This is a genomic window from Romboutsia sp. CE17 (assembly GCF_012317385.1).
Lineage (GTDB): Bacteria > Bacillota > Clostridia > Peptostreptococcales > Peptostreptococcaceae > Romboutsia_E.
In genome coordinates this window covers 2947078-2963226 of the sequence record NZ_CP051144.1, presented here as the reverse complement: position 1 = coordinate 2963226, position 16149 = coordinate 2947078, and the positions used below count along the sequence as shown (strand labels likewise).

The window sequence follows — 16149 nt, the reverse complement described above, 5'->3', positions numbered from 1 at the left end:
TTAAATATTTTTATTAGTATAAAAATAAGATATAATTTAATTAAATTAGAATATTCAAAAGGGGTGAATATATAATAATGCTCATAGTAAAAGTAGCATTGATTCTATTTTTAGCTTTTAATATATTTACATATATTAAAAGGATAACCAATCCAAAAATAACTCAAGAAGAAGAACATCTAGCTAAAATTGAAATCACATCTCTTAAATCAGTCTCTATAATAGAAATTTTAGCCTCTTCTATAGCAATATTTTATTTAGCTTTTAATGAGTTAAATTTTATGGAGTTGCTCCGTTTATTCTTATTTATAGCCTGTCTAAAAATCACTTTAGCATGCTTAGTAGCATTTATAGTTTATAAAACAACTTGCAATTCAGCTAAAAAATAATCTTAATGGAGGAATAATTCAATGATAAAAGTTCTAACAAATACTAGCATATTTATAAAAGATGGTAAAATATCTGATACTGGAGAAGAAGTCATAATACCAAAGGGTCATTTTGCAGTTCCTGGGTTTATAGATACTCATATTCATGGATCTCATGGTACTGATGCAATGGATGGAACGTTTGAATCATTAGATAATATAGTTAAAACATTAGCTAAAGAAGGTGTAACATCTTTTTTACCAACTACAATGACTCAAGAGATCGATAGTATAAACAAAGCTCTAAATAATATTGCAAACTATATAGAAAAGCATAATAATATAGGTCAACCTGAAATATTAGGTATACACTTAGAAGGTCCTTTTATAAATTGTCATCATAAAGGTGCCCAACCTGAAAAATATATACTAAAACCAACAGTAGAGTCTTTTAAAAAGTTTGAGGAAGAGTCTAGAGGAAACATAAGAAAAGTTACATATGCTCCAGAATTAGATAATAATTTCGAATTTACAAAATATCTTTGCGAAAAAAATATAATACCATCTGTAGGTCACAGTTCTGCTACATTTGAAGAAGTTGAAAATGCAGTTGCATTTGGACTTTGTAGTGTAACTCATTTCCATAATGGTCAAAGCCCTCATCACCATAGAACTCCAGGTGTTGTAACAGCTGGATTTACTCTTGATGAATTAAATACTGAAATTATAGTTGATGGTATACATCTTCATCCTAATACTGTAAAATCTGTAGTAAAAATAAAAACTCCAAATAAAGTAACTTTAATAACTGATGCTATGGAGGCAAAAGGTTTAGAAGATGGAAATTATCAATTAGGTGGCCAAAGAGTAATAAAAATTAAAAATGAAGTAAGATTAGAATCAGGGTCTTTAGCTGGGAGTGTTAATACTATGGAAAATAGTATTAAAAACGTAATGTTATTCTCAGGATGTTCCCTAGAAGATGCTGTTACAATGTCTAGTACTAATCCTGCAAAAGATTTAGGTATATTATCTAGAAAGGGTAGCCTAGATATTGGTAAAGACGCTGATATAGTTATACTTGATAATGAATATAATGTAGTCAAGACTATATGCCGTGGGCAAGTAGCTTTTGAAAAATAAATAATTAAATAAAAAATCCATGATACTAGTAATAGTTTAAACTAATATCATGGATTTATTGATTTATAAAATCAATTATTAATAATCTTGGTCTCTATATAATGCAATATAAATTTACGCAAATATTCCAAAACGTGCTCCTACAAGTCCTATTAAGACTAGTAATCCTATATTTAATAATGGGCTTACATTTTTCTTAACTAATCCATACATCATGAATGTTACACATAATGGTAATAAGCAAGGCATTATTCCATCTAATACTTCTTGGATAACAACACTAGTTTCACCTATTGGTATTTCTAAAGCTACGTTGAATCCAACATAAGAAGCTATTAAAGCTCCAACTACTATTAATCCAAGTATAGTAGCAGAACGAGTAAACTGCTTAGCAAACTTAGTCATAGTTTGAATACCATCTATACCTACTTTATATGACCAATGCATTAGCCAATATCTTAAACCAAATTGAACAACGTTAAATAGCAATAAGAATATAATTGGACCTAATATACTACCTTGAAGGGCTAGATTTGAACCTATCCCTGCAGCTATTGGTAGTAGCGTAAACCAGAATATAGCGTCCCCTATTCCTCCTAAAGGTCCCATCGCTGCAACTCTTATTGATCTTATTGTTTGCACATCAGCTTTCTTTTGTTCTAAGGATAATACTATACCCATAACGAAAGTTACTAAGAATGGATGTGTATTAAAAAACTCTAAATTGTGACTCATTGATGTTGATAAATCTTCTTTATTTTTATGAATTTCTTCTAATCCAGGTAATATTCCATATAACCATCCACAAGATTGCATTCTTTCGTAATTAAATGATGCTTGTAAAAATAATGATCTCCAAACCATTTTATTAAGTACTTTGTTACTTAACTTTGGAGCTTCTTGTTTATCTACATAATAACTCTTTGTATTAGATGCCATCAGTATCAGCCTCCTTTACTTTTGGTATATTTCTTGTATTCATTTGGAAGTCATATACAGCTATAGCAACACCTATAAGCGCTACTGCTAATAATGGTAATTGCATATATGCAACAAATACAAATCCTACAAATAAGAACATTGCTAACTCTTTACTATACATTACTCTTAGTAACATACCAAATCCTAGAGCTGGCATCATCTTTCCTGCTGCTGATAATCCTGTGGATACCCAAGCTGGTACTTTGCTAGTTAATTGCTCTCCTACTGCAGAACCTGCAACTAATCCTGCAAGCACTATTAAAGCAAATAATAATGCTAGTAATCCCATTGTTAAATAATTTAATTTTACTATTCCTGCTGGATTACTTTCTTGTGCATATTTATCAGCCTTAACCATTAATGGAGATACTACTGTAAATAAAGCTGTAACTGCGTATTGACCCAGTAAAGCAAATGGTATTGCAAGTGGTAATGCTGCTGAAACATCTAAATTTAAGCTTATGCCAAATACTGTTGCCATTATTCCTCCTATAACGGGATTTGGTGGTTGAGCACCTCCAACTGGCATTGCCCCTATCATCATAAGTTCATATGATGCACCTATCATAAGTCCTGTTTTTAAATCTCCCATGATAGCTCCTATTATCGGTCCAATTACTATAGGTCTATAAATAGACTCTAAGAAACTATATTGGTCTACGGCTGCTATCATTGTTACAATAAGTATTAATGCGATTTGACCAAAACCTAAATCCATGGCATTTCCCCCTATTCAAATAATTTATTTATATCTTCTGCTGATTCTGATGGAACACGGCGTATTTCCAATTCTACTCCTAAGTCTTTTAATCTCTTAAATGTATCAATATCGCTTTGATCCACACATACAGCTTTTGATATCTGATGTTTACCTTCTGCCATATGCATATTCCCTATATTAACTTTCTTTATAGGCACTCCACCCTCAACTAATTTTAAAACATCTTGTGGATTCTCACATATGATCGCTATCATCTGAGAAGGACTTGCTTTATGTATTATATTTATGGTTTTTTCTATTGAAAAATATCTAGTTTGAGCTGCAGCTGGTGCTGCCATATCCATTAAGTTCTGTCTAAATTCATCATTAGAAACTGCATCATTAGCAACTAGTAGTAAGTTTGCTCCTACAGTTGAAGTCCACATCGTTGCTACTTGTCCGTGGATTAATCTGTTATCTATTCTTGTTAATACTATATTTGGCATTTAAAATTCCCCCTTTTAAAATTATTCTCTTTTATATAAATCTTACTATATGAATACCTAGCTTGATTTATATAAATCTAATACAATAATTAATATGTGTATTTTTTCATTATTATTACTTTTTTGTGTTTTGTAAACGTTTTCTTTAAAAGTCTAATTTTATTATCTTATATTATATTCCTTCTTCAGTTACTTCTTCTTCATGCTTTTTCTTACCTAATTTAAATGAATCTATATTTGATTTCCCTATTTTAGTTATTGATTCATTATCTAATTCTATTCCAAATTGTGTATTCATACACGTTTCTATTATCATGGCCATATTAGTTCCATAGAAAACTTCTATTCTATCATCTTCTAGCTTTAGTTCACAAGCCACCTTAAATGGAGTTCCTCCAACAACATCTGTAAAAAAATATATTTTATTTTTATCTTTTAACTTTTCTAACTCTACCTTTACTTCATTTTTAAATACTTCTGGAGATTTATCTGAAGTAAAATCTCCAAATTTTACAAAATCTTGTTTACCTGCAATAAGCTCTAATGTACTACTTAAACCTGAGCCAAAATTTCCATGACCAATTATTATTATACCGTTCATAAATACCTCCTAATTTTAATAAATCTTATATTAAGCATTTCTGAATTTATGTTATTTAATGAGTTTTACAAGATAATTGTAGCAACATACTTTTTCATTTGCAATTTATATATAAAATAATATTTTCATAAGATAAAAAGAGCGTATTAAAGTAAATTTACTTTATAATACGCTCTTTTTATCTAGAATTTACATTAGCTTGCTTCTATTAGTATAATCTTTATGATCTCCAGTAATATAATCTAATTCAGCTGTAACTCTCACTGTATGTCTATTTTTATTATATTTTATTTTTATGTCATCAAAACTAGCATCATCAGAGTTAGTTCTTAAGTAATTCCTTACTAAGTCTTCTCCCGATTTTAAATCAACATCTTCATATGTTCCAAAATAAGCTGAATCTCCTATCTCTAATGTTAATTCATATTTACCGTCTTGACGTTTTTTCCTCATTTCTCTCATGTTATCCATAAGTTTACCTCCTCTAATAAAAATGTACTTACCTTTAAGTTTTCCATATGTACATTTTTTATTAAAGAAAATAAAGTATATCCTATAAACAATTTAATTATAGTAAATAATTTATATTTATTTTTAAGTTTTTACAAATAAGTTTTATATTACTACATATTTTAATTAATTTTTTCTAAATAAAAAAAGATTACGTGGCTACGTCTTACTCTCCCAGGAGGTTGCCCCCCAAGTACCATCAGCGCTAAAGAGCTTAACTTCTGTGTTCGGAATGGGAACAGGTGTATCCTCTTTGCTATAGTAACCACATAATCTTTCGATTAACTTATTATTAAGTTATTTAGAGTTAATACTCTGAAAACTGCATATCATTTAGAATTTATCATTTAAATTGTGGTCAAGTCCTCGACCTATTAGTATCGATAAGCTAAATACATTACTGCACTTACACCTTCGACCTATCAACCAGGTAGTCTTCCTGGGGTCTTACCCTTACGGTGGGAAATCTTATCTTGAAGTCGGCTTCGCGCTTAGATGCTTTCAGCGCTTATCCATTCCGCACTTAGCTACCCAGCTATGCCCTTGGCAGAACAACTGGTACACCAGAGGTGCGTCCATCCCGGTCCTCTCGTACTAAGGACAGGTCTCCTCAAATTTCCTACGCCTGCGACGGATAGGGACCGAACTGTCTCACGACGTTCTGAACCCAGCTCGCGTACCACTTTAATGGGCGAACAGCCCAACCCTTGGGACCTACTACAGCCCCAGGATGTGATGAGCCGACATCGAGGTGCCAAACCTCCCCGTCGATGTGGACTCTTGGGGGAGATAAGCCTGTTATCCCCAGGGTAGCTTTTATCCGTTGAGCGATGGCCCTTCCATGCGGAACCACCGGATCACTAAGTCCGACTTTCGTCCTTGCTCGACCTGTATGTCTTGCAATCAAGCTCTCTTGTGCCTTTACACTCTACGTACGATTTCCGACCGTACTGAGAGAACCTTTGAGCGCCTCCGTTACTTTTTGGGAGGCGACCGCCCCAGTCAAACTGCCCACCTGACAGTGTCCCAAGACCAGATTCATGGCCTATGGTTAGAGTCCCAGTACTACAAGGGTGGTATCCCAAGGGTGACTCCACGCAAACTGGCGTTCACGCTTCATAGTCTCCCACCTATCCTGTACATGTAGTACCAAGACCCAATGTCAAGCTACAGTAAAGCTCCATGGGGTCTTTCCGTCCTGTCGCAGGTAACCGGCATCTTCACCGGTATTACAATTTCACCCAGTCTGTTGTTGAGACAGTGCCCAAATCGTTACGCCTTTCGTGCGGGTCGGAACTTACCCGACAAGGAATTTCGCTACCTTAGGACCGTTATAGTTACGGCCGCCGTTTACTGGGGCTTAAGTTCACTGCTTCGATTGCTCTAACAGATCCCCTTAACCTTCCAGCACCGGGCAGGCGTCAGCTCCTATACATCGTCTTGCGACTTAGCAGAAACCTGTGTTTTTGGTAAACAGTCGCTTGGGCCTATTCTCTGCGGCCTGCAAATGCAGGCACCCCTTCTCCCGAAGTTACGGGGTCATTTTGCCGAGTTCCTTAACAACAGTTCTCTGGCTGGCCTTAGGATACTCTCCTCACCCACCTGTGTCGGTTTGCGGTACAGGCACCTTTAACCTCGATAGAGACTTTTCTCGACAGTGTGAAATCAGCTACTTCGCTACTAAATTTCGCTCCGCATCACATCCTAGCATTATTCCTACGGATTTGCCTATAGGAACTGCCTCAATGCTTGCCCGTACATAACCAACAGTACGGTTAGCTTATCCTACTGTGTCATCCCATCTCTCAAACGGTTATTGGTGGTACAGGAATATCAACCTGTTGTCCATCACCTACGCCTTTCGGCCTCGGCTTAGGTCCTGACTAACCCAGGGCGGACGAACCTTCCCCTGGAAACCTTGGGTTTACGGCCTGTGGGATTCTCACCCACATCTCGCTACTCATGCCAACATTCTCACTCGTATACTGTCCACATGTCCTTACGGTCATGCTTCAACCTGCATACGAAGCTCCCCTACCCATCATAATGATGCCGTAGCTTCGGTAGTACGTTTTAGCCCCGGAAATTTTCGGCGCAGGATCACTCGACCAGTGAGCTATTACGCACTCTTTAAATGAGTGGCTGCTTCTAAGCCAACATCCTGGTTGTCTGTGCAATCCCACATCCTTTACCACTTAACGTACATTTAGGGACCTTAGCTGACGATCTGGGCTGTTGCCCTCTTGACTATGAATCTTATCACCCACAGTCTGACTCCCAAGTATAAGAATACGGCATTCGGAGTTTGATAGTCTTCGGTAAGTGCAATACCCCCTAGGACATTCAGTGCTCTACCTCCGCTTCTCTCAACCTTGAGGCTAGCCCTAAAGCTATTTCGGGGAGAACCAGCTATCTCCGGGCTCGATTGGAATTTCACCGCTATCCACAAGTCATCCCCGAGCTTTTCAACGCTCGTGGGTTCGGTCCTCCACGAAATTTTACTTTCGCTTCAACCTGCTCATGGATAGGTCGCCCGGTTTCGGGTCTACGCCAAGTAACTTAAATCGCCCATTTAAGACTCGCTTTCGCTACGGCTCCACACCTTAAGTGCTTAACCTTGCTACTTAACGTAACTCGTTGGCCCGTTCTACAAAAAGTACGCGGTCACACAAGAAATGTGCTCCCACAGCTTGTAAGTACAGGGTTTCAGGTTCTATTTCACTCCCCTCCCGGGGTTCTTTTCACCTTTCCCTCACGGTACTATGCGCTATCGGTCACTAGGTAGTATTTAGGCTTGGAGGATGGTCCCTCCTGCTTCCCACAGGGTTTCACGTGTCCCGTGGTACTCTGGATCATGTCTAAAGTCTTCTCGTTTCAGCTACAGGGCTATTACCTTTTATAGCGGAGCTTTCCAACTCTCTTCACTTACGATACCTCTTCGTTAATGACATGTCCGCAACCCCAACGAAGTAAACTTCATTGGTTTGGCCTGTTCCGCGTTCGCTCGCCGCTACTTACGGAATCGATTTTTCTTTCTCTTCCTCCAGGTACTTAGATGTTTCAGTTCCCCGGGTTCCCCTCGCTAAGCTATGTATTCACTTAACGATACTTAGACATTACTCTAAGTGAGTTTCCTCATTCGGAAATCTTCGGATCAAAGTTTACGTGCAACTCCCCGAAGCTTATCGCAGCTTATCACGTCCTTCATCGGCTCCTAGTGCCAAGGCATCCGCCCTGCACCCTTAATAACTTGACCAGTTATTAAAATGCTTCGCCAATGTCTTTACCTTCATATTCATTCAGGTAAATCCCATTGCTCAAAGTTTGTAATTTTAAAGACTTGTCTTGTCTATTTATAATTAAATGATGTCATATCACTAAATGTTATGCAGTTTTCAAAGTACTAAAATGCTATCGCATGTCGCCAACGGTCACTCCCATTCGGTCGTGCTACGTTGCTCAAGTACAATCGCATTGGGCTACGCCCTCTTTAATTGAGTTTCATTGTTAAATGAACCCTCAAAATTAAACAGTAGGCAATTCTCCTTAGAAAGGAGGTGATCCAGCCGCACCTTCCGATACGGCTACCTTGTTACGACTTCACCCCAGTTATTGGTTTCACCTTCGACGGCCGCTTCCAAAAGGTTAGCTAACCGGCTTCGGGCGCCCCCAACTCCCATGGTGTGACGGGCGGTGTGTACAAGACCCGGGAACGCATTCACCGCAGCATTCTGATCTGCGATTACTAGTAACTCCAGCTTCATGTAGGCGAGTTTCAGCCTACAATCCGAACTGAGAATGGCTTTAAGGGATTAGCTCCGCCTCACGACTTGGCTGCCCTCTGTACCACCCATTGTAGCACGTGTGTAGCCCTAAGCATAAGGGGCATGATGATTTGACGTCATCCCCACCTTCCTCCAGGTTATCCCTGGCAGTCCCTCTAGAGTGCCCAACTTAATGCTGGCAACTAAAGGCAAGGGTTGCGCTCGTTGCGGGACTTAACCCAACATCTCACGACACGAGCTGACGACAACCATGCACCACCTGTCACTTCTGTCCCCGAAGGGAAATCTCCGATTAGGGAGAGGTCAAAAGGATGTCAAGCTTAGGTAAGGTTCTTCGCGTTGCTTCGAATTAAACCACATGCTCCGCTACTTGTGCGGGTCCCCGTCAATTCCTTTGAGTTTCACTCTTGCGAGCGTACTTCCCAGGCGGAGTACTTAATGCGTTAGCTGCGCCACCGAAGGGGGTAACCTCCGACAGCTAGTACTCATCGTTTACGGCGTGGACTACCAGGGTATCTAATCCTGTTTGCTCCCCACGCTTTCGTGCCTCAGTGTCAGTTACAGTCCAGAGAGCCGCCTTCGCAACTGGTGTTCCTCCTAATATCTACGCATTTCACCGCTACACTAGGAATTCCACTCTCCTCTCCTGCACTCAAGTTTCCCAGTTTCAAAGGCTTACTACGGTTGAGCCGTAGCCTTTCACCTCTGACTTAAGAAACCACCTACGCACCCTTTACGCCCAGTAATTCCGGATAACGCTAGCCCCCTACGTATTACCGCGGCTGCTGGCACGTAGTTAGCCGGGGCTTCCTCCTCAAGTACCGTCATTATCTTCCTTGAGGACAGAGCTTTACGACCCGAAGGCCTTCATCGCTCACGCGGCGTTGCTGCATCAGGCTTTCGCCCATTGTGCAATATTCCCCACTGCTGCCTCCCGTAGGAGTTTGGACCGTGTCTCAGTTCCAATGTGGCCGATCACCCTCTCAGGTCGGCTACTGATCGTCGCCTTGGTAAGCCGTTACCTTACCAACTAGCTAATCAGACGCGGGTCCATCCTATACCGCCGGAGCTTTGATAAGAAATCCATGCGAATCTCTTATATCATCCCGTATTAGCGTACCTTTCGGTACGTTATCCGTGTGTATAGGGCAGGTTACCCACGCGTTACTCACCCGTCCGCCGCTCACCCCGAAGGGTTCGCTCGACTTGCATGTGTTAGGCACGCCGCCAGCGTTCATCCTGAGCCAGGATCAAACTCTCAAATAAAAGTTGTCCATCGCTCAGCTAATCATTATCTGAATATCTGGCTTGGTTGTTTGTGTTTAATTCTTATAAAAGAATTTAAGTTATATAAATTAACCTACTGTTTAATTTTCAAAGTTCATTTTCTCGACTTACTTATCTTACCAGGTTATTACCCCTTAGTCAAGACTTTCTTTCATTTTATTTTCATCCGTATCTCTCGGACAAGTAATACTTTACCATCATAATTTAATATAGTCAATACTTTTTTATAATTTATATATATTTTTTATAATAAATTACATATGAATTAATATTTGAATACTTTTGTACCTTTTTTGTAAAAATATATATAAGCATTTTAAGGAGATGATAATATGGCTAAATTTAATCAAATTAAAGATTTATATGAAGATGGATATAGATGTATTTACTATGATCACGCCGAAAATAACCATACAATATATTTAAAAAACTTTGATACAGAGAGTTCCAAAGTTGTAGAATTAGATAATGACCAGGATTTTTCTAATTTTAAAGATTATATAAGTGGCCTTAGAATGTCTTAAGTTTATTGTTTTAAATTTAAAAATAGAGAGCATTAAGCTCTCTATTTTGTCATAACTATTTCTCTTATAAGTTTCAAAAGTTCTCCTCTATCCACTTCTATTTTTTTCTTTTTATTTTTATACTCGTCCAAATCAATAATTTTTGCTCTGCTTTCTTTCATAAACTCACATCCCATTAATATTACTAATTTTATAATTTTTTAATTCTATACATTTTCTATTTTTCCTTTTATTTTTAATACAAATTTTGTTAAATATAACCATAGTTTTTTATTTTTGCTTCAAAATGATATATTTTTTTCCATTTATAAATTTATTTATAATTTCATTTTAATTTTATTTATCTTATTTTTTGAAAATGTATATATAATCATATATATGATTATGATTTAATTCATGAAAATATATACATATAATATAAAATAAAAATGGCACTAATTTATGATTATATAAACAATGCCATCTTTATTTTATCAATTATTTAATTTGTTCTTTTAACCAGCTTAAAGCTGCATCAAGTTGCTTACTTTCATCTTCCTCAATAATTTTAGGTTCTATACCTTTTCCATTTATATAGTCTCCATTAGGAGTAAAATATTGCGCTGTTGTTAATTTATACCCTGTACCATCTTTCAACTCTCTTACACTTTGTACTAATCCTTTTCCAAATGTAGTAGTTCCAACTGCTATTCCCTCATTATTATCCACTATAGCAGCTGTAAGTATTTCAGATGCAGATGCACTTCCTTCATTGACTAGTACAGCTATTGGTAATCCAAGTTTATTTTTATCAGATTTTAGGTATTCTTTATCACCTTTATTATCCTTTGTATATACTATAGTCCCTTCTCCTATTAACTCATCTGCTATTTCGCTACAAACATCTAATAATCCTCCTGGATTATTTCTAAGATCTAGAGCTAATCCCTTTATATTATCCTTCTTTAATTTTTCTAAAGCTTCTTTAAATTCTTTATATGTATTTTCATTAAATGATGTTATTTTTATGTAACCTATATTATCTTCTAATACCTTACTATCAACACTTTTAGATATTATTTCTTCTCTTTTTACTGTCACATCAAGTTCTTCACTACCTCTTTTTAATGTTAACTTTACATTAGTTCCCTCTTTCCCCTTTATCATGCTAATTGCCTTGTCTGATTCATCAGCATAAACATTTTGATCATCTACTTTTATAATTTTATCTCCTGCTTTTATCCCACTCTTTTCAGCTGGTGAACCTTCTATTGGTGAAATTATTGTTATATAATCATCATCAGACGTTGGGCTTATATAAACACCTATACCTACAAATGAACCGCTTGTTTGTTCTTTTAATAATTCAAATTCTTCTTTAGTATAATACTGAGAATATATATCACCTAATCCTGAAAACATACCTTTTATAGCCCCTTGTACTAACTCATCATCTTGAACATCTTTGTAAAAATCCTCTTCTACCATTTGCTCTAATCCAATCAACTTATTATACTTCTTATAACTTTCATATAAGTCCTTAGATATTACAACTCTATTTCCAAGTGCAATTTGAACTGTTGATGTCAACATAGCTGTAACTACTACTAAGACTATTGAACCTATTATGGCCTTTTTCTTTGATATCATTTAATGCATCTCCTTTAAATAATCTACTATATATTATATGACTAGCTATTCTTTTTATTACCCATTTATCAATTCGGTTGCTCAAGTTTTGTACATATATTAGAATTTATATTAGGTATATCATTTTTTATATCCATATTATACCATAATGTAAAGGGGTTGATTTTAATGAAAAAAGAATTTAGAAAAAAGGTTATATCTGAAAGAAAAAATCAAACTTCTGAGTTTATCAATAAAAACTCATCTATAATAACAGAAAAAATATTAGAAATGGATTGTATAAAAGAAGCAAATACGATTATGCTTTATTTAGACTTTAATAATGAAGTAAAAACTGACCATCTTATTACAAAATTAATATCTTTAAGAAAGACAGTTGCTTCTCCAATAACATTAAAAAAAGAACATAAATTAATACCAGCTCAAATTACAGATCCAATAAACGGATTAACAGTTAATACTTTTGGACCTTATAATATAAGAGAACCAAAACCAGATTGTTCCCCTACTATAAATGTAAAAGATTTAGATATTGTAATTGTACCTGCTGTTGCCTACGATAAAAATTGTTATCGACTTGGTTATGGAGGTGGATTTTACGATAGATTTTTAGTAAATTTAAGACCTGACGCAAAAACTATTGGAATTGCTTTTGACTTACAAATATTTGATGAAGTACCTAGAGAACCTCATGATGCTCAATTAGACTTTATTATAACGGAATCTCAAATTTTAATACCTAAAAATTAAACATTTATATAAAATTCGATTTACTATTATCATCAAAAACTCTATACATCATCATCGAAATAATATTATTTCCTTAATTGAAATAATTAATAAAGCTGTAGTTTATTATTTATTTGTATATACTACAGCTTTATTAATAAAATTATCTTATAATATTACTTCTTATCTATCTTAGATTCATATGTTTCACTCTCTTTATCCAATTTTCTATATTTATCTAATACTTCATTTACTTTTGAATCTATCTCATTTTTTGTTTTTCCAGTTAAAATTTCTAAACCTTGATCAATAGTTGATATAGCGTATATGTTAAATATACCTTCTTTAACCGCTTGCACAACCTCATCTTTTAACATTAAATTTTTGACATTTTGTATAGGTATTATTACACCCTGATTACCTGTAAGTCCTTTTATTTTACATACATCAAAAAAACCTTCTATTTTTTCATTTACTCCACCTATTGGTTGAATTTCACCTTTTTGACTTACAGATCCAGTTACTGCTATATATTGTTTTATAGGTATGTCAGCAATACTGGATATAATTGCATATAACTCAGTACTAGAAGCACTATCCCCATCTACTCCATTATAATTCTGTTCAAAAGTTATTGAAGTTGATATAGATAGTGGCTTTTCTTTGCCATATCTTGCCCCTAAATATCCACTTAAAATTAATACTCCTTTATCATGTATACTTCCACTTTGTTTTATTTCTCTTTCTATATTAATAATTCCTCTTCTTCCTCTATAAGTAGATGCTGTTATTTTAGATGGTTTTCCAAAACAATATTCTCCAGTACCCATAACAGCAAGTCCATTTATCTGTCCTACCTTTTCACCATCTAGGTCTATTAGTAAAGTTTCATCTTCAAACATTTCATTTAATTTTTCTTCATATTTATTGTTTCTATATAATCTTTGATTTATAGCTTCTTCAACATCATTTCTTGTTACATATAGTTCACTATCATCTGTAACAGCATCCGCTTCGTAAATCATATCAACTATTTTATTAAATCTTGCACTAAGCTTTTCTTTATTGTCAGTTATTCTTGTACTATATTCAATAAGTCTCTCTACAGCAGATTTATCAAAATGCTTAATATTTGATTCGTTACATTTGTTAGCTATAAATTGAATAGTTTTATATATATTTTCCTTATTTTTATCTATCTCTATATCAAAATCAGCCATTATCTTGAATAAATCTCTAAAATCCTCTTCATAAGCATAAAGAACGCTATAATAATAACTATCTCCTACCAAAATAACCTTTAGATCTAAATCTATAGGCTCTGGTTTCAATGTTGATGTAACTAAATATCCATATTGCTTATTTAATGACTCTATAGTTATTTCTTCTGTTTTTAGTGTTCTTTTCAAACATTCCCAAGCAAAAGGACTAGATAATAAATCTCTTACATTTATTATTAAAAATCCACCATTCGCTTTATGTAAAGCACCTGGTTTTATTTCCATAAAGCTTGTTGTTAATGAACCCATTTCATTTTTATATTCTATAGATCCAGTTAAATTATAGTAAGTAGGATTACTTTCTACTATTATCTTACATTCTTTACATTCGCTATTATCTATAAATAAATTTACTTTATATTTGTTTAAAAATTTATCATCTTTTTTACTTGGTATAATACCAAATAATGACATCGCATTTTTCTTTTCATCTTCAGGTTCTTTTTTAAACTTAGATATATTATTTACAATATCATTACATAAATCATTTATATATTTTCCTACTTTTTCATCTTCTCCATATTTGTTTAGTAAATATTGACCGTAAAATCCAACTAGACTTCTACCCACATTTCTATCTAATTCATCGCATTTATTTTTATAAGTATCTTCACATAACTTAATCTTATCTATATAATCCTTGCTTTCTTGATTTAATTTTAATCCTCGCTCTCTTAAATCTGCTATTTGTGACGCTGTAAGATTTCCTAATTCAGCTTCTTCCATTAGTGTTCCATCTTCTTTGATAGGAACACTCATTAGGCCTCTTTCTGTAATTTGAAATTTAAATCCTTTAGGTTTTGCAAACTCGTTTAAATCATCAATTATACTATGTATATTATTCTCTAACTCTGTCATCAATAATCTATTGTGGCTTTCATACTCCTTAGAGTTAAATATTTTAGGTATCTCTATTTTTAATTTTTCGATTATATCATCTATATCATATTTAAATATTTTTCCAATTCCTGCTTTAAACGATAAGGCAACTGGTTCATTATTATTCTTAAAATTGTTTACATATATCCAATCCTTTAAATTCTGATTCATATTTACATTTTTCTTTATTAATGATTTTGCATAACTAGTTCTTCCAATTCCACTTACACCAGATATATATATGTTGTATCCTTTATGTTTCATCTTCAATCCAAATTCTATAGAACTTACTGCTCTATCCTGACCTATAATTTCATCTATAGGTCGAATATTCTCTGTATTTTCAAAATCTATATCATCTAAAGAGCATTTATATTTCAAATCTTCAACTTTAACTCTATATTTATCTATATTTAACATTGCTTCACCTCTAAATTATATTTGATTTATTTTTCCCTACTTATCATTAAATAATAAGCAATTTAATACTTTAAATAAAAAAATAGCTAGAAAAATATATATTTTTCTAGCTATTTTTTTATTTAATCTTATATGTACTATTAATTAGTTTCTTCTGAAGAATTTAATTCTATTCTATCTGGAAGATCTTTTAAGTTTGTTTCTGCAACTACAAAAGGATATGATTCTGATTTATCTCTATATGTTATATCAACTTTCATAACATCTTTGTCTTCATCCTTAAGTAAGCTTATTTTATTAATTTGTATACCTTGATCTTTATTTTGAGCTCTAGTAACTATTACATATATTTTACCATCTAATTTTATAGCTAATGCTCTCTCTTCATTTGTATACTTATCCATTATATTCAATATTTTTTCTGGAATTTGTTCCCTTTGTATCATAGTATAATCTACAGGCGTTGAATCCTCCATAAACATTTTAGGTAAAAATAAAAATCCTCCTACAACTAAAAAAAGTAATGCAACCCCTATAACTACACCTTTCATATTAAATTTTATATTCACAATCTCACCTCCATCTATTCTAATATATGAATATAATCTATATGTTAGAAGATTATTAATAGAATAAATTTTTACTTATAAATATAAAATACTTATGTAATATCTATGAGGCAAAATATGAATATAAGAATTATGTAGTTGTATAATTTATATAAATGTGTATTTCATCAATAAATAAATATTTTTAAAATAGATAGATTTAATGATTATAGACTTTAACTAAAAAACATAACAATAA

General features: G+C 34.0%; 12 protein-coding genes and 3 rRNA genes. 4 read left to right on the top strand and 11 right to left on the bottom strand.

What is annotated here, in order from left to right; translation table 11 throughout:
* Nucleotides 1-77 precede the first annotated feature (77 nt).
* Both HF520_RS14435 and nagA read left to right on the top strand, forming a co-directional pair.
* Nucleotides 78-389 carry a hypothetical protein gene (locus HF520_RS14435; RefSeq protein ID WP_168574576.1) on the top strand — a complete coding sequence of 104 codons (312 nt, stop codon included), beginning with the start codon at nucleotides 78-80 and terminating at the stop codon, nucleotides 387-389.
* A 21-nt stretch (nucleotides 390-410) separates the two neighbouring features.
* Entirely contained in the window at nucleotides 411-1511 is a 1101-nt protein-coding gene (gene nagA, locus HF520_RS14430; RefSeq protein ID WP_168574575.1) for an N-acetylglucosamine-6-phosphate deacetylase, read from the top strand.
* Nucleotides 1512-1625: 114 nt separating this feature from the next.
* Here the strand turns inward: nagA and HF520_RS14425 are convergent, their stop codons facing one another.
* The 8 genes from HF520_RS14425 to HF520_RS14390 all read right to left on the bottom strand — a co-directional run bounded on the left by HF520_RS14425 (nucleotide 1626) and on the right by HF520_RS14390 (nucleotide 9860).
* Nucleotides 1626-2450 (bottom strand): PTS system mannose/fructose/sorbose family transporter subunit IID, encoded by an 825-nt coding sequence (locus HF520_RS14425; RefSeq protein WP_168574574.1) that lies wholly within the window; start codon nucleotides 2448-2450, stop codon nucleotides 1626-1628.
* Nucleotides 2440-3210, bottom strand: coding sequence for a PTS mannose/fructose/sorbose/N-acetylgalactosamine transporter subunit IIC (locus HF520_RS14420; RefSeq protein WP_168574573.1), 771 nt, complete (start codon nucleotides 3208-3210; stop codon nucleotides 2440-2442). Before HF520_RS14420 ends, HF520_RS14425 begins: the two co-directional genes overlap by 11 nt.
* An 11-nt stretch (nucleotides 3211-3221) precedes the next feature.
* Complete coding sequence (gene agaB / locus HF520_RS14415) at nucleotides 3222-3698, bottom strand: PTS galactosamine transporter subunit IIB (RefSeq protein WP_168574572.1); 477 nt, start codon at nucleotides 3696-3698, stop codon at nucleotides 3222-3224.
* A gap of 172 nt (nucleotides 3699-3870) precedes the next feature.
* Entirely contained in the window at nucleotides 3871-4299 is a 429-nt protein-coding gene (locus HF520_RS14410) for a PTS sugar transporter subunit IIA (protein WP_168574571.1), read from the bottom strand.
* A 189-nt stretch (nucleotides 4300-4488) separates the two neighbouring features.
* Nucleotides 4489-4770, bottom strand: coding sequence for a hypothetical protein (locus HF520_RS14405; RefSeq protein ID WP_168574570.1), 282 nt, complete (start codon nucleotides 4768-4770; stop codon nucleotides 4489-4491).
* 192 nt (nucleotides 4771-4962) lie between these two features.
* Nucleotides 4963-5079, bottom strand: a 5S ribosomal RNA gene (gene rrf / locus HF520_RS14400).
* Nucleotides 5080-5163: 84 nt separating this feature from the next.
* Nucleotides 5164-8065: ribosomal RNA gene (locus HF520_RS14395) — 23S ribosomal RNA — on the bottom strand.
* 294 nt (nucleotides 8066-8359) lie between these two features.
* A 16S ribosomal RNA gene (locus HF520_RS14390) occupies nucleotides 8360-9860 on the bottom strand.
* Together the 16S, 23S and 5S rRNA genes form the textbook arrangement of a ribosomal RNA operon.
* A 353-nt stretch (nucleotides 9861-10213) precedes the next feature.
* Here HF520_RS14390 and HF520_RS14385 point away from each other — a divergent pair.
* On the top strand, nucleotides 10214-10405 hold the full coding sequence (locus HF520_RS14385) for a hypothetical protein (RefSeq protein ID WP_168574569.1): 192 nt from the start codon (nucleotides 10214-10216) through the stop codon (nucleotides 10403-10405).
* Between the two features lie 477 nt (nucleotides 10406-10882).
* Here HF520_RS14385 and HF520_RS14380 read toward each other — a convergent pair whose 3' ends face one another.
* Entirely contained in the window at nucleotides 10883-12034 is a 1152-nt protein-coding gene (locus tag HF520_RS14380; protein ID WP_168574568.1) for a S41 family peptidase, read from the bottom strand.
* Between the two features lie 168 nt (nucleotides 12035-12202).
* Here HF520_RS14380 and HF520_RS14375 point away from each other — a divergent pair, with 168 nt between their 5' ends.
* On the top strand, nucleotides 12203-12784 hold the full coding sequence (locus HF520_RS14375; RefSeq protein WP_168574567.1) for a 5-formyltetrahydrofolate cyclo-ligase: 582 nt from the start codon (nucleotides 12203-12205) through the stop codon (nucleotides 12782-12784).
* 155 nt (nucleotides 12785-12939) lie between these two features.
* Here the strand turns inward: HF520_RS14375 and HF520_RS14370 are convergent, their stop codons facing one another.
* A complete protein-coding gene (locus tag HF520_RS14370; RefSeq protein ID WP_168574566.1) occupies nucleotides 12940-15342 on the bottom strand; it encodes a Lon protease family protein in 2403 nt (800 codons plus the stop codon).
* Between the two features lie 140 nt (nucleotides 15343-15482).
* Nucleotides 15483-15911 carry a hypothetical protein gene (locus tag HF520_RS14365; RefSeq protein ID WP_168574565.1) on the bottom strand — a complete coding sequence of 143 codons (429 nt, stop codon included), beginning with the start codon at nucleotides 15909-15911 and terminating at the stop codon, nucleotides 15483-15485.
* Between the last annotated feature and the right edge of the window lie 238 nt (nucleotides 15912-16149).